This is a genomic window from Paenibacillus sp., from assembly GCF_031177825.1.
Taxonomy (GTDB): Bacteria; Bacillota; Bacilli; order Paenibacillales; family YIM-B00363; genus Paenibacillus_AE.
The window spans coordinates 288,941-307,047 of the sequence record NZ_JAPSKE010000007.1; the positions used below are offsets into that span (position 1 = coordinate 288,941).

Genomic DNA, 18,107 nt, shown 5'->3' on the forward strand with positions numbered 1-18,107 from the left:
TAATCTATGTTAAGAACAGAATGAATCGAAAGGTGATCGACATTGGAAATTTCTGAAAAGGTAAACCTATCTCACATCGTCAGCGAACGAATCAAAAATCATATTATCGAGAATGAAATGAAAGAGGGAGACCGACTTCCTTCCGAAAAACAACTCATAGATATGCTGGGCGTCAGCCGTACAGTCGTGCGGGAGGCGCTTAAATCGCTAGAAATGATCGGAATTCTGAAGATCAGAACCGGCGATGGAATTTTTGTGAACGGACTGTCACTTAAACCTGTAATGGATCAAGTATCATTCAGATGGCATCAGAGCGAGCGGAAAATGAAGGAGCTGCTTGGTACGCGAAGAATTCTGGAGCTTGGCGCAGTTGAAATGGCAATTGAAACTTACGACCTTTCTTTTATTGATCAGATGGAAGAATGGAACGAGGCTATGGCGCAGAGCTTGGCCGCCGGCCAAATGCCCATTGAAGAGGATCTGCAATTTCATCGAACGCTTTTCAAGGCAACCGGTAATTTAACCTATTATGAGCTGAGCGAAGTCATCGCCGACTTCTTCTTGAAGGTTCGTCAGTTGCACTTCGGCAATCTGGAAGATACGAAGCAGTCGTTGGTTGAACACCAGAATATCGTCCGTTATATAAGGAATAAAGATGTAGAAAATGCAAAGAAAGAAATGGAGCTTCATCTCCAGCCGCTCAAGAAATTCGCGGAATTATAGTCGTAACAAGAGCGGCGGATAAGGGAGGGCTCCTCCCACGCATATGTGGTCAAACCATAATATTATTGATAGGGGGTGATCTCTTGAAAATGGTTTGCAGCGATTGTCGTCAATCCTATGAAGATTCATTGTTGTATTCATGTCCGGGATGTAACGGGGTACTGCTGGTTCATTATGAGAAGCCTCGGGAGAAGTGGCAGGACGGTACGCAACAAGGGATATGGAAGTACCACAGACTATTGCCTAAAGTTCCATCTAAGCAGCGAATGTATCTTGGCGAAGGGGAAACACCCCTGATCCGAAGCGTCTCCCTAGCTAAACGGTTAGGGATTGAACTCTATTTTAAATATGAAGGCAGTAATCCGACCGGCTCATATAAGGATCGTATTGCAGCAATGGGCCTTTCGTGGGCATTGGCCAATGGCCGTGAGGCTTGCATAGGTACCACGTCCGGCAATGCCGGGGCTGCCGTTGCGGCTTATGCGGCACGCGCCGGAATTCCGTATCATCTTTATGTGCTTGAGCACATGGCCGAAACGAAGCTTTCGCAAGTGTTGGTTCATAATGCTTTGGTCAGGAAGGTAGCGGGCTTCGGCGTGAGTCCGCAAGTTGGAGACTTGGTATTCAAACGGATTTTCGAAGCGGCGAGGCTTCGGGATTGGGAGGTCATGGTAACCGCTTTCCGCTACAATCCTTATGCGATGGAAGGGGTGAAAACCATTGCCTTCGAGCTTGCGGAACAGATGGAATCTGTACCGACGCAGGTATATACGGCTGCGGGCGGGGCCGGATTGTTCGTCGGCGTGTGGAAAGGCTTCGATGAACTGTTCAGATTCGGATCCATTCCAAGCAAGCCGAAGATGATCGCGGTACAATCCTCCGGCTGCTCGAATATTGCAACAGCTTATGAGGCCGGCCATGAACAACCGGTTTCAGCGCCCTCTACCTCGCAGATATCGGGCTTGCAGGTGCCGAACCCGCCCGATGGCAAAGTCGCATTGTCCGTCATGTTGTCCGGCGACGGCGCCGCATTATCCGTTGAGGACGAAGAGATCTGGAAGGTGCAGCAAATGCTGGCCGAAGAGGAAGGGATCTTCTGCGAGCCCGCGGGCGCCGCATCCGTAGCGGGCATGATTAAATCGCTGGAGGGCAGGGAAGGGCGTCGCTTGGAACGCGTTGTCTGTATTATCAGCGGCGCCGGCTTCAAGGACAGCGCCCGATTATCGGAGATGGTTCGCGGTAAGCGGGTCCCGCTTCTTCAGGCAGAGGAGCTTGATCTATAAATAGAGAGGAGAGAACGCAATAGACATGGACAACATTAGAATCGGCATTATCGGTCTAGGCAGATTCGCCGCCCAGCATGGCCGCATCTGGCGCCAAATGCCGAATGTGGAAGTGGTAGCCGTATGCGACCGCAACCCGGATCAGTTCCCTGCCTTTAAAGAATGGTTTCCGAAAGCGGAATGTTACCTAGACTGGGAGAGAATGTTCGAGCAAGAGCAGTTGGATGCAGTCGATATCCTGACGCCGGAGCATCTTCATGTAGAACCTGTGCTGGCAGCCTTCCAGGCAGGGGTGCATGTATTCGTTGAGAAGCCTCTCGCCCATACACCTAAAGATGCAAATCTCCTCTTACAGGCAGCCATCAAATACGATCGACTTCTTGTGACTGGACATGTGTTGCGATTCGATGCAAGATATGCGGCAGTGAAACAAGAATTGGCAGAAGGCCGGATGGGGGCGATCCGGTCCATTTATGCTAAGCGTAATAATGGAAAGAAATTTTTTCCGATCTATAATCGCATCAATCCGGTATTTATTCTAGGCATCCACGACATTGATTTAATGCATTGGTACATGGAGGATCAGGTGCGCGAGGTGACGGCGGTCGGCACGAGCGGGAGCGGCCATCCTGCTTCGCCTGCGGATGTAAGCTGGGCAATGCTGACTTTTACCAAAGGCGGAGTCGGTATTCTGGAGAACAATTGGCTGCTTCCGGACGGGGCGCCATCCTTCGCGGACGTTCGAATGGAAATTACGGCTTCCGAAGGAATGATAGAGATTAAAGAGCCGGAGAGCGGAGTGGTTTACGCGGGAAATACGAAAACCGATCTCCTCTCGCTGCACTCGGGATACGAGCTGCACGGGCGCATGATGGGTCCTCTTGCAGCGGAATTGGAGCATTTCGCCCATTGCGTCAGTAGCGGGAGGCAATCGAACATCCTGCGCACGACGGATGCGCTCCGCGCGGTCCAAGTGGCGTGGGCGGTACAGCAATCCGCCGAGCTGGGGAGACCGATTCTGCTGTCCGCACTTGAAAGCTTGGAATCAGGAAATTGAAACTCACAGATGCTGTCTATGTCGTAGGCGGCGGGGATTTAGGTTACCGGATTAGTAACCCTTACGATTGCAACGTATTCGTTTTAGTTGGGGGCGGTGAATCGTGCATCATCGATGCCGGTTCCGGGATGGAGCCTGAGACCATAGTCGATAACCTGATTCATGATGGCATAAAGCCTGAATGCATAAAGACATTATTCCTGACTCATGCCCATGCCGATCATGCCGGCGGCGCCGCTTACTTAAGGAAGCATCTCCCTATCCGGGTGCTGGCGGGCAATAGGACGGCGGATATCGTGTCCAATGGCGACGAAGAGCGAATGTCGCTTTCCGACGCTAAACGAGCGGGCATTTACCCGGAGTGGTATCGATTCAGGAAGTGCGCTATTGATCAAGTGTTGCATATTGGCGACCAATTCCAAGTAGGGAGTTTGAGCCTGCGCGTCGTTTCGGCAGCCGGACACAGCGCCGATATGACCGGTCTGTATTGTCCGGAGCTCAAAGCTTTATTCGCCGGAGATGCCGTGTTCGAAGGGGGAAGGCTCGCCGTTATACATACCCGCGATTTTTCGCTGGAAGCGTATCGGACGACGATCGCCGGATTCGCTCAGTTGGCAGTCGAGCAATTGTTTCCCGGGCACGGCTCTGCTTTGTTGAACAACGCGGAACATGCGATTACCCTGGCTCATGAACGGTTTGAACAGGGGAAGGCGCCTGAAAGCATTGTTTAAATCGCTGTCGATGGAACAACGGGATAGAAAGGAGTTGAAAACGATGTCTAAGCCACCCGCGCCCCCTGAGAAAGAATTCGATTGGGATGGGTATAGCCTAGGGCAAAAAAGCAGTTCGGCTATATCCCTTCGTTCGGACACGGATGATCCCATGTCAGTACCGGTACTTCAAATAGCCGGCGCAACGGAAGGGCCTACCCTGCTGGTATTCGCCGGGATTCATGGAGACGAATACGAAGGGATCGATACGATACTCCGCTTATATGCCGAGATTTCCCCGGATCATCTCATCGGCCGACTGATCATGGTTCCCGTCGCGAATCCATACGCTTATCGGGGAGCGACGCGAACGACGCCGGAAGACGGAGTGAACTTGGCCCGCGCTTTTCCCGGAAATCCTCAAGGGACGGTAACGGAACGATTGGCGCACGAGCTTCACTACCGTCTTATCGCGAGGGCGGATTTCCTCCTGGATTTGCACAGCGGAGGGACGCACTACGCTGTCGCGACTTTGGTCGGATATTTTCACGACGAGAAATCCGAATTCGGGAGGAGGTGTCGTGCTGCCGCGGAGGCATTCGGGGTAGATTTGCTTTGGGGACACTCCCGAGTAGCGGAGGGAAGAAGCATCTCCTCAGCCCAGTCGCTAGGGGTTCCGTGGTTATATACGGAAGCCTTCGGCGGACGCAGAATACGACCGGAGGATTCGAAAAGTTTTTATACCGGCGCCTTAAGGTTGCTGCGCCATCTCGGGATGTCGGCCGATCCTCAGCTCTTGAATATCGAAGCAACGGAGCGAACGAGACGTACCATCTATGGTGACGGTAATTTCGATGCATCGGCTGTCTCGGAAGTCGAGGGTTTTTATATACCGGCTGTCCCCTTGATGTCTGCGGTTTCCTGCGGCGATAAAATCGGCGGCATTTACAGCATGAATGGTGTGGAACTGCAAGAGGTCCGGGCTCATGCCGACGGTTATCTTGTCATGATGGTCGGTACGCCGACGGTTCGACGGGGAGATCCGCTTTACTTGCTTGCCGCCTTGGAACCGGAAGCGTAAAACCAAGGGCTTCAAACATAACTGAGGAGGAAATTATTATGTCTACCCAATTAATCAAGTTTAAGGGAGTCATTGTCGCGATGAATTCCTGTTACGATTCGCAAGGCAATGTCTGTACGGAGTCTGCGAAGAAGCTGACCCGGTTCTTAATCGATAAAGGGGTACATGGTCTGTATGTCGGAGGCAGCACCGGCGAAGGATTGCTGCAAACTACCGAGGAACGCAAACAGGTATTAGAGGCGGTATTGGAAGAGGCTAAGGGAGAGGTAACGGTTATAGCTCATGTGGGAGCGCTTAGTACAAGGGAGAGCGTCGAACTGGCGGTTCATGCCGAGCAATCCGGAGCCGATGCCCTGTCGGCCATCTCGCCTTTTTATTATCGGTACGGCGAGGAAAGCGTCGCCAAGCATTGGAATGCGATTGTGGACAGCACATCTCTTCCTTTTATTATTTATCACATTCCCTCCACAACCGGCTTCAGTCTTACTTCCAATCTGTTGCGGGAAATGGCGAAAAACCCGAAAATTATCGGTGTGAAAATTACAACGGCAAGCACGTATGAACTGCAGCAATTCAAGAGAATCGGCGGGGATAACTTCGTGTTGTTTAACGGTCCTGACGAGCAGTATTTGGCTGGACGGATCATGGGAGCCGAAGCTGGAATCGGCGGTACTTACGGCGTCATGCCCGAGTTGTTCGTGAGCTTGGAGAAGGAATATAGAGCCGGGCGAATCGCGGAAGCTCAGAAGCTGCAGTATATCATTAATGACATTATTACCGATCTTCTGGACCTGCCGATCTATGCCGCCCTCAAGTCCTTGATGAACATGCGGGGCATTCCTTGCGGAGAGGTAAGAGAGCCGCTTCCGAAATTAACGGAGGCCCATCAAGCCCGGCTAAGCGCAATTTATGAGAAAATTATGAACGCAGTACGAGGGCTTGCTTCGGAAGTCATAAAATAAACAATAAGGAACAAGAGGATAGACATACACTGCCGCTAATGATTGAAAACACCTCGAAATTTTGGTCTTACCATATTATATGAGTTGAAACCAAGTAGATAGGGGCGTGTTTGAGGTATGAAAAAGGTTTGTCTTCTGCTTGTTCTACTCTTATTTGCAGGATGTTTTCCGCAGGGATGGCAAGAAAATAACATCGCGTCCGCAAGCAAGTGGCAGGGAACGGTCGGCTATTTGAATTTCGACAGCTCCCCGACAACCGGCGCTATCGGAAATTTCGGGTACGCAGGCGGCGCGTATTTCGATTATTACAGTCGCAGTATCGGAATCGATCTCCAATCGATCCGTACCTTCAATGAAATTCGGTTGATCGATGAAGACACGACCAACCGAGTCAACCGCAGTACCGACATTACTGTCTATGTAAGTAATGATAATGTAAGTTATACGCAGATGACAGGATGGAGCTTCTGGAAATCGGGTCATGCGATTGTGCTGTCCAATTTTTCTTCCAGCGCAAGATACGTGAAGGTGCATTCCAATTTTACGAATGACAGCATCGCCGGAAGCCAGCTTAAGCAGGGCAATTTGCAGCGTATGCTCGAGGTGCATCAGACGTCGAGCGGCACATCCCCCATTGCGGGCAGTGTCGGTTACGTCAATCTGGATAAGGCACCGGCTACCGGGGCCGTGGGCAACTGGGGCACGATCGTCGCTGCCGCCTTGGACTACAATTATCGAAGCATCGGCGTCGATCTCGGTTCGACGCAATCCTTCAATACCATTGAAATAATAGAAAGCCAAGGTCCGTCGCGAGTGGAAAAGACCGACTTGTCGGTATACGTCAGCGATGACAACATGAATTACACCAAAATCCCGGATTGGAATTTTCTCAAACTGGACCGCAAGCTGATCCTATATAACTTTTCCGCCACAGGCAGGTATGTTAAAGTGCACAACCACTTCGACGACACATCGTTTACCTTTTCGAATACGAATCTCCAGAATATGATGTATGTCTCCAATCGTCCAGCCGGTGAATGGGTAGCGGGAAGAGGAGGGACATGGTCGTATCGGAAGTCGATTCAGGTGACGAACGGCAGTGCTGCATCGATGCTGGATCGATCTGTTTATGTAACCAAATCGTCGGTAGGCGCTTCCGCCTTGCAGTCGGAGGGCAAAATGGAATATGACTTCAGGGACGTGCGGTTTGCCGACGCTGCGGGTCGCGAGCTGGCCTACTCCTTGGATTCAGCAGGTTTCTATGTCAATATCCCTTCCTTAAACCCGGGAAGTTCAACGATTTATGTTTACTACGGGAATCCTGCCGCGGAATTCGTTGGAGCCGGACAGGAACCGTTGCAAGTGGAATATGGCAATAAGACGTTGGCCGACCATTCGACCTCATTCTTTAGGGATAACGTGAAACCGGAAATCATGGCGAACGGGGATATTCTGATGCTTGCCAACAGAGTGAACTCGACGACCAGCGGAATTCATGCAAGATATTCCTCGGACGGCGGCCGTACGTGGACGGAACCCGTGCAAATCATTAACTTGAATGATGGGGGCAGGGACGAGCCGGCCAGTTTGTTCGTCGACCCAAGCAACGGAGACGTATTTCTTTATTTTTATTCGTACTACGGCTACACCACCACGAATTGCCTCACGGCGGGAGATGCCTGCCGCAATGACTTGTATTACGCCAAATCGACGGATCATGGACGAACCTTCGGAGAGCCGGTGAAAATAAATACCGGGACTCTCGTGTATAACGGGGTTACCTATCCGATTAATTACAACGTCACGTACACCAATCCGATTCAGCTTGTGAACGGGGACTGGATCTTCCCATTTGTTTATGTGAAAGCCCCCGACGGCTCTCTTGCTGTCAGCGTATTGTATTCAACGGATCGCGGCGTAACCTGGACCAAAAGTTCCTCCCAGCTTTCCGTAAGCTCAAGCGGCCACGAAGCGGGGTTATCGGAACCGTCCATCGTACAGTTGTCGAATGGGCAGCTAAAAATGTATATGCGTCAGCAGATTTCCACGAAATATAAACTTGCCGAAAGCACATCCACGGATAATGGCAGAACCTGGTCCGTACCGATCGATTCGCCTGTTTTTTCATCCAATACGATGTCGGTCATGACACGCCATACGAACAACGATATTTTGCTTCTCTGGCCGGGCAACAACGCTTTCGGAGGAACCAGCTACCTGCGGAATCCGTTGTCTCTTGCCTACAGTTCCGACGAAACGGCTTCATGGAACGCGATGAGGGATCTGCTGGGAAGAACGCGTCTGTCCCAGTCGGCCGTGCATTCCGTCCAAAGAGTGGCGACGCAGCCGTCCACGGTAAAAGTCGATCCCCAAACTTATTTATTCAGTTGGTGGGGGGCGGACTGGTCTACGGCCGAAACGCTGCTGGTCGAAGACTTCGACCGATTCTTGTACCGTTCGCAGGGCGTATCCGATGATTTCGAATACTCCGATTTGAAAAACGACTATTGGTGGCAGTTAGGCGGTTCGGTTGCAACCAGCAGCAATGTTTCGAGAAGCGGATCGAGCGCGCTGCGGCTTCTGGATAACAATACGACCAATTTAACTGCAGGAAGCAGATTGTTCCCGGGCATGAAAAAAGGAACCGTAAAATTCAGCCTTTATGCTTCTAATCTTGCGAATCTGTTCAGTTTTTCCCTGCGCGAGCCTTACTCTTACGTGCATAGCGCCCCTGGAACGATGTTCCAGTTCATGGTAGAGACAGACGGTTCGCTGCGAGTGTACAACCGTGCCGGTCATCGCGTGGAATTGCCTGTGCCAACCGATATTACAACCGGAACTTGGTACGATATCGAGCTTCAATTCGACGTCGCGTCGAAGCAAGTTGGAGTTTGGGTGAATGGGGCGTTCAAAGGCTCCGTTGAAAATTATTTAGATGGGAATGTAATCACTCATTTCAATATTGCTTCCGGAAGCACCGCCGGTACGGGCACCGATGTATATATCGACAATCTGACCATTCAGGATACGGGCGCCGGATTGCCGGCAGCGGGGACGATCGGGGCGGAGCAGGAGATCGATTCCACAGCGCCTGTGACAACGGCAACCATTCCCCCAACGGAAGGAACGAATCATTGGCATACAAGAGATGTTCAAGTAACGCTTGACGCGTATGACGATCTTTCGGGTGTTACCGACACGGTATATCGTATTAATGATGGGCCATGGCAGATTTATACAGACTCGTTTTATGTATCTGATGATGGGATACATACCATCGAGTATCACAGTATAGACAACGCCAATAACGTGGAGCCTGCAAAAGAGCTGCAGCTAAAAATCGACAAAACGGCACCTTTGCTAACGATTAGCTTGGATGTTACAACGATTAAGCCGCCTAATCATGAAATGATACCTGTAAAAGCTTTTTTGGATCTTATCGATGATGTCTCCGGAATTTCATCCGTCGCGCTCACTTCCATTACGAGCAATGAAGCTGACGATGGTTCGGGTGACGGAAGTCAGTCTGACGACATTCAAGATACCGAGTACGGCACGCTCGACACATCGTTTCGTTTACGTGCGGAAAGATCAGGTCGCAATGAAGGGCGTGTCTATACCATAACTTACACAGCGGCGGATCATGCCAATAACAAGACAACTGCGGTTGCCACCGTTCGCATTCCGCACGATTAGTCGGAATGCAGCATGAAGTTAACGGAGAAATGAGATCCCTCCTCGGCGTGGGCTCAGTTTACTAGAGTTTCGAGAACGAACCGAGCCTGTAGTTCGCGTTCCGGGAGGAACAGCGGCTGCGGGCTATTTCGGTTTTTAGTAGAATTCTAGGCGACTTGGCGGTAACGTCGCCGCGCTTTGAGGACGACCAGCTGCAGCCGACCGTCGACGACGCCGGCTTGCGGCACGTCTTGGGCGGATGATTCCGCCGTGGTTTGGAAATCCCGGAGGCAAGCGTTTTTGTGCGCGGAAAATGTCGGAAATTGTCGGATTGGCGTCGTGGCGCCGAGGACGGAGAGGGGATGGATTTTCGCTGGATTTCAGTCCGCCGCGCGCCGGCATTTCGTCGCCGGCGCGGGCGCCTGGGGTGTCACTTCGTAGACGAGCCGAGCACGATATCGTGCGCGACGATGTGATGCAGTTCGGTGTCCTCGCGGTTCAACAGGTCGATCAGCACCTCGACCGCCCTGCGCCCGATGTCCCGCTCGTTCTGGCGCACATGCGTAAACAGCGGCGGGCCGAGCGGCTGTCCGGGGGAGTCGAAGCAGACGATCTGGAAGTCGTCGGGAATGCGGCTCCCCCTCGAGAGGAGCACCTCCCGCAAAACCAAGGCCAGATTGTATTCGGCGACGACGAAGGCGGACAGCTCCGGATTCATGTCCACGAAGCGGCGCACGGTTTCGAGGTCGATCTGGACGTTGGCGGTGTCGAACGATTGCGGCAAAGAGCTGTACAGCTTCGTCATGAGATGGTCGGGCTTCGGCGTCCAGCCGCGCTGGATGCAGGCGTCGGTATAGCCCCTCAGCCGATCTTCGACCGCGGTCGTGTTTTCGGCTGGAACGGATAAGAAGCCGACTTCGCGGAACCCCTTGTCCAGCAACAGGTTCGTAAGGTCGAAGGCCGCTTTCCAATTGTCGGTATACACGGCATTCGCGGGAATCCCCTTCAAATACCGGTCGACCAGGACGAGAGGGAAGCGGTCCAGCACGAGCCGCAAAATTTCGGAATTGTAATGTTCGCCGTGCCCGGGGAACACGATCAAGCCGTCGACGCCCCACCGCACGAAGGAGCGGATGGCTTCCTGCTCGTTCTCCCGATTGTCGTACGTAAGCTTAATCATCATCCGGCATCCGTTCGACGCGCATTGCTCTTCGATGCCCCGAACGAGATCGGCCCCGAACGAATCCGCGAAGTCGGGCAGCACGAGCCCGACCGTTCGCCATTCGTCGTCGTCGCGCTTCTCTTCCGCGCCGTCGGCATGGCGCCCCGACGCGACGTCCTGCAAGTCCGGAGGCGCGTCGGCGACGAAGGAGCCTCTCCCCTGAATTCTCTCGACGAGCTTATACTGCGAAAGCAGCTCCAGCGCTTTCTTGGACGTGATGCGGCTGACGTTGAACTGGACCGCCAGCTCCTTCTCCGATGGCACGCGATCGCCTGCCTTCAGCTCGCCCTCTTTAATTTTCTGATACAGGTGGTTGAAGATCCGTTCGTACCGAGGGATGTCCATAGATTCTCCTGCCTCGCTTCGATGCATTGATATATCAACTATAAAACTTTATTCGCGATTCGGCAACTAAATATATAAGACAGCGGGGTTGTCACGTTTCGGTTGCGGGAGGGAGAGGAAGGATGTCGCAATTTAATATATTGACATATTAACACATCGTAAATAGTATGTTGTGTAGTAGGGTGCATGGAAGATTCAGGGAGGAGTTCGGATCATGGAGATTACGAAAGACGCTTCGGCCGTCGTACAGCCCCTCGTCAAGGTCGTGGCCGACGCGATGAAGGACCGGCCGAGGGCGGCGGGCATGTTCGAAACCTGTATTCGCAATACGTTGGAAACGACGATTCAAAGAAAACCGGACGGGACGACGTTCGTCATCACGGGAGATATCCCGGCGATGTGGCTTCGCGACTCCGCCGCGCAGGTTCGGCCTTATTTATTGCTCGCTTCCGGCGATCGGGACGTGGCGGACATGATCAAGGGCTTGATCGACCGCCAGTTCGAGTGCTTGCTGCGGGATCCTTATGCGAACGCTTTCAACGAATCCGCCGACGGGAGAGGCCATCAGTCGGACGAAACCGAGATGAGCCCCTGGGTGTGGGAGAGAAAATACGAGATCGACTCGCTTTGTTACCCGATTCAGCTCAGTTATTTGTTTTGGAAAAACAGCGGTCGTATCGACCACTTCCAAGGCGATTTCGTGAAGGGCGTACGGACGATCTTAGCGTTGTGGAAGCGGGAGCAGCGACACGAGACGGATTCGCCTTACCGGTTCCAGCGCCGGAATTGCCCCGCCTCCGATACGCTGACCCGGGACGGCAAGGGGGCGCCTACCGCGTACACCGGCATGACCTGGTCCGGCTTTCGACCGAGCGACGACGCCTGCGCGTACGGCTATTTGATCCCTTCGAACATGTTCGCGGTCGTCGCGCTTCGGTACGTGCGGGAAATCGCTCGCGACGTGCTGAGGGACGCCGCGCTCGAGGCGGAAGCGGAGGCGCTGGCGGCGGAGATCGATGCGGGCATCCGAACGCACGGGATCGTTCGTCACCCGGAATTCGGGGAGATGTTCGCGTACGAAACGGACGGCATGGGCCGGCATGCGCTGATGGACGACGCCAACGTGCCGAGCTTGCTGTCGATTCCATATCTCGGGTACTGCTCGGCGGACGACCCGATTTACCGGAATACGCGCGCGTTCGTGTTAAGCGATCGAAATCCGTACTACTACCGGGGCACCGCGGCGACAGGCGTCGGAAGTCCGCATACGCCGACGGATTACATCTGGCATATCGGCCTTGCGATGCAAGGACTCACGGCCGCGACGGCGGAGGAGAAGGAGGCGCTGCTCGACGCGATGGTCCGCACCGACGCAGGGAAGGGTATGATGCACGAGGGGTTCCATAAGGACGATCCGAACCGGTACACGCGCGAATGGTTTTCTTGGGCCAATATGTTGTTTTGCGAGCTGGCGCTCGATATTTGCGGCGTTCGCGTACGAACGTAACGAAGGAGGAACATACGGATGACGGAATTGTGGGGAGCGAGAGCCGAGCGCGCTCAGCGCGAGCTGGACGAGAAGTTTTGGAACGAAGATATCGAAATGTATAACATTCGGACGCCGTGCCCGGACGGCGCGTGCAACACGATCTTCCACTACTGGTGGATGGCGCATGCGGTGGAGACGTTGACGGACGGCTGGAACCGAACGGGGGCCGCCGTCTACCGGGAGCGGCTCGCGTCGCTGTACCGAGGACTGCTGCGGAGGAACGGAGGCGCTTGGCCCAACAACTTGTACGACGACATGGAGTGGATGGCGATCGGCTGGCTTCGCGCATTCCTAGCGACGGGGGAGGAGTCCTACAAGGCAGCCGCGCTGGAGCTGTGGGAGGACATTAAGACGGGCTGGAACGACCATGTGGGGGGAGGCATCGCGTGGCAGAAGACGCAGCTCGACTATAAAAATACGCCGGCGAACGCGCCCGCCGCGATATTGGCCGCGCGTCTGTATGCGGCGTTCGGCGACGAGGACGATCTGGCGTGGGCGAAGCGCATTTACGATTGGGTGAAGCGGACCCTCGTCGATCCGTCGACCGGCTTCGTCTGGGACGGCGCCAATCGGTTGGGCGACGGGAAAATCGACAAGGACTGGAAATTTACGTACTGTCAAGGCGTCTTCATCGGCGCCGCCGTCGAGCTGTACCGTCTGACGGGCGACGCCGCCTATCTCGAGGACGCCGCGCGCACGTGGCGGGCTGCCGTCGCGGAGCTGGCGGAACACCGAACGAGCTTATTCCCGGCGGAAGGCAAGGGGGACGGCGGCCTGTTCAAGGGCATTCTCGTCCGGTATGCCGGCGAGCTCGCGCTGACGGCGGGGGACGGACTCGACATCGCCGGCGTCGTCGCCGCCAATGCGGCGTCGCTCTGGGACAACGCGGTCGACGGCGAGGGGGCGTTGTTCGGGGAACGGTGGGATGCGCGAACGTCAGGCGAAGTGGAGCTGAGCACGCAGCTCAGCGGGATCATCCTGCTGGAGACGATGTCCGTTCTCGAAGCGGCCGGCCGGATTCGGCAAGCCGAAGGGGCGTAATTCCGTCGTCTTGTCATATCAAGTTGGGTTGACGAGGGGGAGGCTTCCGCCCTTCTTCGTATTACGCATAAACCTTTTATAATTAAGGGATTAGGCTTTCCTGAGTCAACATGACAATTCCGAAAAAAGTTAAAATAATATGTTGACATATCACTACATGCGAGCTAGTGTATGATGTGTAGGGATTGGAATGAAATTAAAGTTAAAGACAATTTTGGTATCGAGGGGAGATATCGGGTCATGGCGAAGAGAAAACAATGGGCGTGGCTGTTGTCGGCGGTATTATTGATTTCCGTTATTGCAAGCGGTTGCACGGGAGGCGGAGGGGGGGACGCGGGAGCCGATCCGGCCCCGGAGCCGGCGGAATCGCAGCCGGCGGAAGAAACCCCGTCGGAGCCGGCCGAAGGGACGGCCGAACCACCGGCCGCGGAAGGCGACGGCGCTCCTCCGGTGCAGGATCTCGGCGGGTACAAGTTCGTCGTGGCCGACAACAACGCGAACCGGTGGTTCCCGCCGGAGGGCAGCTCCGATCTCGCGAACGCGATCCTCGAACGGATTCGCTGGGTCGAGGAGACGTATAACGTCAAGATCGAGCTGCGCAAGCATTCCGAGGAGGAGTTCAGCGCGGCGGTGCTGGCGGGCGACAAGTACGCGGACATCATCGTGACGCCGACCTGGGAGTTAGGGCGGCATATTAACGGCAAGCGGCTCGTCGACATGAATACCATTCCGAACTTGCAGTTGGACAACGCGTACTGGAAGGAATACAACACGTCGAACCTGCTCACGTACGACGGCCGGACGTTCGGCGTCGCCGCACCGTTCGCGAATCAAGGCGACGAAGTGTGGGTCCTCGCGTTCAACAAGAGCATTATCGAAGAGCTGGGGCTCGAGAACCCGTACGATTTGGTGGCGAACAAACAATGGACGTTCGAGAAGATGCTGGAGATGGAGCAAGCGGCGAAGCGGGACGTCAACGGCGACGGGGTCATGGACAGCAACGACCGCTACGGGTTGGCGACGGGACATGACTGGGACATCGCCGTCGCGCTGTACCTCGCTTCCGGCAATAAAATTATCGAAACCGCGCCCGACGGCAAGCTGACGTATGCGGTCAATACGCCGAAAGCGTTCGAGACGATCGATATGATCAAGAAGATGACCAAGCGCGGCGACACGTTCTTCCCGAAGAACGAAGGGGAAGACATGGACGCTTACGTGAAGGCGTTCGCGGAAGGGAAGGCGCTGTTCCTCGCGTACTCCAGAGGCCGCGGCGTCATCGACCCGATCTACGAGATGGAAGACGACTTCGGCTTCGTGCCGATGCCGATGGGCAACAACACGGACGACTACCTCTCGTGGGTAAGCCATGACGCGCCGTCGATGGCCGTCCCGGTCACGAACAAAGATTTGGATAAGACGGGTCTCATTCTAGAGGCGCTGGCATGGAAAGCCCAACAAGAGGAACAAATCCGATTGGATGAAATCGCCTTCACGCAATTGAGGGACGACGAATCGCTCGAGATCATTAAGCAGCTGAAAAATTACGGGGTGTCCGATCTCGCGTTCATCGGGCAGCAGATGCAAGGCAACGTGCACCAAGGTCTCGCGCTCATTCCGAACGTCGGCTTCTACGATCAAAATTTGGAGCCCGCCTCTCAAGTGGCGGAAATCGAAGAAGCGGTCAATCTCGGACTCGAAGAGCTCGTCCTCCGGCTGAAGGGCGAATTCGTGGAGCCGGAGCCGAAGCCGGAAGAGAAAAAGGAATAGTCGCAGCAACGGAACAAGGGGCGGTCCGGCACGCGGGTTTTCGGCCGACGGAACGGCCCCTTGCCTCTTCCGGCGAATCCCTGCGGGTTGGAGGGTGTTATGGTGATAGAAAGCGTCGTAGCGAGGCGGTTGGGGTATGCGTTGGCGTTCGGATTGGCGTTCATGCTGTGGCCGAACGCGGCGGCGGCGAACGAACCGGCGGCGAACGAACCGGCGGCGAGCGAGGAACTGCTCAAGCTTGAAAGCTATGGGGATTACCTCGAGCGGCACGCGCAGCAAGGCGCCGGAAGCGCGGACCTCACGATCGAGGCGCACACGTTCGTTCGGGCGGAGACGAACGCGGAGATTTTGGAACGGTTCGAAGGCATGGAAGGGAAATCCGTGCGAACGGGAGAAACCGGGATCATCGAATGGGAAGTCGACGTTCCCGCGAGCGGCATGTACAACATCGAAGTGCTGTATTACCCCGTGGAAGGCAAAGGCAACGACATCGAACGCATGCTCTACGTCGACGGGGCCGTCCCGTACGACGAGGCGAAGGCGATCCGGCTGTCGCGAATTTGGAAAGACACGAGCGACATCGCGCAAGACCGGAACGGGAACGACATCCGGCCGCGGCAAGCCGAAGCGCCGCGGTGGAGAGCGACGCTCTTGCACGATTCGCTGGGTTATTATAACGATCCGCTTCAGGTGTACCTCGAGGCGGGGCGGCGCACCATCGGACTGGAGTCGGTACGGGAACCGGTCGTGATCCGGTCCGTCCGGCTGTACGCCGCAGAGAAGCCGAAGCCGTACGCGGAGGTGGCGGCGTTCTACGAAGCGCAGGGCTACCGGGAGGCGGACGCCGAACCGGTGAAATTCCAAGCCCAGCTGCCTTACGAGAAGTCGGACAATACGCTGTATCCGATCGCCGATCGGTCGTCGCCGCTGACGGAGCCCCAAGATCCCGCGAAGCTGCGGCTCAACAGCATCGGCGGCGACAAGTGGAAGCTGCCGGGCCAATGGGTGACGTACCGGTTCAAGGTCGAGGAAGACGGCTTATACAAGATCGTGACGAGGTTCAAGCAGCAGCTGCTTGCCGGCATGTACGTCAATCGGAAAGTGCTCATCGACGGCAAGGTGCCGTTCCAAGAAGCCGAAGCGGTGCGATTCAATTACGGGAATCGTTGGCAAGTGCAGGCGCTGGGCGACGGCGAGCGGGAATACGCGTTCTACCTCGAAGCGGGCGAACACGAGCTGACGTTCCAGGTGACGCTAGGCGACTTGGCCGACGTGCTGCAGCGGGTCGATAATAGTCTGTTCGAGTTGAACGCCGCTTACCGGCAAATTCTCATGATCACCGGATCCGAACCGGATCTGTACCGAGACTACGACTTCAAGAAGCTCATTCCGGACGCGATCGCGACGATGGCCGAGAACGCGGAGGAATTGCGGCGCATCTCCGCCGAGATGGAAGCGTTCACAGGACAGAAGGGCGAGCAGACGGTGCTGCTCGACAAGATCGCCTTCCAGTTGGAGCAGATGGTCGAGGACCCCGAGGATCGAATCGCCAAGACGTTCGGTCCGTTCAAGGAAAATATCGGCGCGCTGGGCACGTGGATTTTGACGGTCGGCGAGCAGCCGCTCACGCTCGATTACGTCAGCGTCGTTCCGACGTCGGCACCGCTGCCGCAGGCGGAGCCGAATTTTCTAGAAAGTCTGCTGTTCGAAATCCGATCGTTCCTCCTGTCGTTCGTCGTCGATTACAATACGCTGTCTGTACAGGAGGGGGACGAAGAGGGGCAAGAGGTAGAGGTGTGGTTGACGTCGGGCCGCGACCAAGCGCAGATCATCCGGGAGATGCTGAACGACGCGTTCACCCCCGAAACCGGCATTCATGTGAAGCTCAAGCTGATCCCGGAGCAGACGCTGCTTCCTTCGGTGCTCGCGGGCACCGGGCCCGACGTCGCGATGGGCAATCCCGTGGCGGATCCGGTGCAATACGCGCTTCGGAACGCGGTGCAGCCGATCCATGAGATGCCGAACTTCGAGGAGGTCGCCTCCCGGTTCCACTCCAGCGCCATGGTGCCTTACACGTTCGATGGGCAGGTATACGCGCTGCCCGAGACGCAATCGTTCCCGATGCTGTTTTATCGGAAAGATATTTTGCTGGAGCTGGGGCTGGACGTTCCGGAGACGTGGGACGAATTTTACCGGATCATTCCGGAAATCCAGAAGCAAAACCTGCAGCTCGGCTTCCCCCAAGATATTACGGGCCTGCAGATCTTCTTGTATCAGAACGGCGCGGAGCTGTACGACGCGGGACGGACGCGATCCACGCTCGACGCGGACGCTACGGTCGAAGCGTTCCAGAAGCAGACGGAGCTGTTCACGACGTATCGGTTTCCCCGGGATTACGACTTCGCGAACCGGTTCCGGACCGGGGAGATGCCGCTCGGCATCGCCGATTACACGACGTACAACCAGCTGATCGCCTTCGCCCCGGAAATTCGAGGGCTGTGGGAGTTCGCGCCGTTGCCGGGTACGGTTCGGGCGGACGGCACGATCGATCGGGCGACCCCGGCGACGGGCACCGCGGTCATGATGCTGAAGGGCGTCGAAGACAAAGACGCGGCATGGCGCTTTATGGAATGGTGGACGCGCGCCGACACCCAGTCGCGGTTCGGCCGGGAGATGGAAGCGGTGCTCG

At 55.4% G+C, this 18,107-nt stretch carries 12 protein-coding genes; 11 read left to right on the top strand and 1 reads right to left on the bottom strand.

What is annotated here, in order from left to right; genetic code table 11:
- Positions 1 to 42 precede the first annotated feature (42 nt).
- From RIN49_RS11470 to RIN49_RS11500, 7 genes are all read left to right on the top strand, one after another.
- Positions 43 to 723: a FadR/GntR family transcriptional regulator gene (locus RIN49_RS11470; protein ID WP_309120303.1), complete on the top strand. Its 681-nt coding sequence runs from the start codon at positions 43 to 45 to the stop codon at positions 721 to 723.
- A gap of 89 nt (positions 724 to 812) precedes the next feature.
- Positions 813 to 2,006, top strand: a complete 1,194-nt coding sequence (locus RIN49_RS11475; RefSeq protein ID WP_309120324.1) for a threonine synthase — start codon at positions 813 to 815, stop codon at positions 2,004 to 2,006.
- Between the two features lie 25 nt (positions 2,007 to 2,031).
- Positions 2,032 to 3,063 carry a Gfo/Idh/MocA family protein gene (locus RIN49_RS11480; RefSeq protein ID WP_309120304.1) on the top strand — a complete coding sequence of 344 codons (1,032 nt, stop codon included), beginning with the start codon at positions 2,032 to 2,034 and terminating at the stop codon, positions 3,061 to 3,063.
- Positions 3,060 to 3,794 carry an MBL fold metallo-hydrolase gene (locus tag RIN49_RS11485; protein ID WP_309120305.1) on the top strand — a complete coding sequence of 245 codons (735 nt, stop codon included), beginning with the start codon at positions 3,060 to 3,062 and terminating at the stop codon, positions 3,792 to 3,794. Before RIN49_RS11480 ends, RIN49_RS11485 begins: the two co-directional genes overlap by 4 nt.
- A 43-nt stretch (positions 3,795 to 3,837) precedes the next feature.
- Positions 3,838 to 4,854 carry a succinylglutamate desuccinylase/aspartoacylase family protein gene (locus tag RIN49_RS11490; RefSeq protein WP_309120306.1) on the top strand — a complete coding sequence of 339 codons (1,017 nt, stop codon included), beginning with the start codon at positions 3,838 to 3,840 and terminating at the stop codon, positions 4,852 to 4,854.
- 38 nt (positions 4,855 to 4,892) lie between these two features.
- Positions 4,893 to 5,816: an N-acetylneuraminate lyase gene (locus RIN49_RS11495; protein ID WP_309120307.1), complete on the top strand. Its 924-nt coding sequence runs from the start codon at positions 4,893 to 4,895 to the stop codon at positions 5,814 to 5,816.
- 117 nt (positions 5,817 to 5,933) lie between these two features.
- Complete coding sequence (locus tag RIN49_RS11500; RefSeq protein ID WP_309120308.1) at positions 5,934 to 9,512, top strand: DUF2341 domain-containing protein; 3,579 nt, start codon at positions 5,934 to 5,936, stop codon at positions 9,510 to 9,512.
- A 409-nt stretch (positions 9,513 to 9,921) separates the two neighbouring features.
- Here the strand turns inward: RIN49_RS11500 and RIN49_RS11505 are convergent, their stop codons facing one another.
- Complete coding sequence (locus tag RIN49_RS11505; RefSeq protein WP_309120309.1) at positions 9,922 to 11,058, bottom strand: GntR family transcriptional regulator; 1,137 nt, start codon at positions 11,056 to 11,058, stop codon at positions 9,922 to 9,924.
- A gap of 214 nt (positions 11,059 to 11,272) precedes the next feature.
- Between RIN49_RS11505 and RIN49_RS11510 the strand changes: the two genes are divergently transcribed.
- The 4 genes from RIN49_RS11510 to RIN49_RS11525 form a co-directional block, all read left to right on the top strand.
- Positions 11,273 to 12,565 (top strand): glycoside hydrolase family 125 protein, encoded by a 1,293-nt coding sequence (locus RIN49_RS11510; RefSeq protein ID WP_375295236.1) that lies wholly within the window; start codon positions 11,273 to 11,275, stop codon positions 12,563 to 12,565.
- Positions 12,566 to 12,583: 18 nt separating this feature from the next.
- Positions 12,584 to 13,648: a glycoside hydrolase family 76 protein gene (locus tag RIN49_RS11515; protein ID WP_309120310.1), complete on the top strand. Its 1,065-nt coding sequence runs from the start codon at positions 12,584 to 12,586 to the stop codon at positions 13,646 to 13,648.
- Positions 13,649 to 13,888: 240 nt separating this feature from the next.
- A complete protein-coding gene (locus RIN49_RS11520) occupies positions 13,889 to 15,418 on the top strand; it encodes an ABC transporter substrate-binding protein (RefSeq protein WP_309120311.1) in 1,530 nt (509 codons plus the stop codon).
- Positions 15,419 to 15,520: 102 nt separating this feature from the next.
- On the top strand, positions 15,521 to 18,107 hold a 2,587-nt coding region (locus tag RIN49_RS11525), incomplete at its 3' end, for an extracellular solute-binding protein (RefSeq protein WP_309120312.1).

Coding starts and splice junctions, on each gene's coding strand:
- RIN49_RS11475 (WP_309120324.1), top strand. CDS start 813: ATGGTTTGCAGCGATTGTCGTCAATCCTATGAAGATTCATTGTTGTAT.
- RIN49_RS11480 (WP_309120304.1), top strand. CDS start 2,032: ATGGACAACATTAGAATCGGCATTATCGGTCTAGGCAGATTCGCCGCC.
- RIN49_RS11490 (WP_309120306.1), top strand. CDS start 3,838: ATGTCTAAGCCACCCGCGCCCCCTGAGAAAGAATTCGATTGGGATGGG.
- RIN49_RS11495 (WP_309120307.1), top strand. CDS start 4,893: ATGTCTACCCAATTAATCAAGTTTAAGGGAGTCATTGTCGCGATGAAT.
- RIN49_RS11500 (WP_309120308.1), top strand. CDS start 5,934: ATGAAAAAGGTTTGTCTTCTGCTTGTTCTACTCTTATTTGCAGGATGT.
- RIN49_RS11505 (WP_309120309.1), bottom strand. CDS start 11,058: ATGGACATCCCTCGGTACGAACGGATCTTCAACCACCTGTATCAGAAA.
- RIN49_RS11510 (WP_375295236.1), top strand. CDS start 11,273: ATGGAGATTACGAAAGACGCTTCGGCCGTCGTACAGCCCCTCGTCAAG.
- RIN49_RS11515 (WP_309120310.1), top strand. CDS start 12,584: ATGACGGAATTGTGGGGAGCGAGAGCCGAGCGCGCTCAGCGCGAGCTG.
- RIN49_RS11520 (WP_309120311.1), top strand. CDS start 13,889: ATGGCGAAGAGAAAACAATGGGCGTGGCTGTTGTCGGCGGTATTATTG.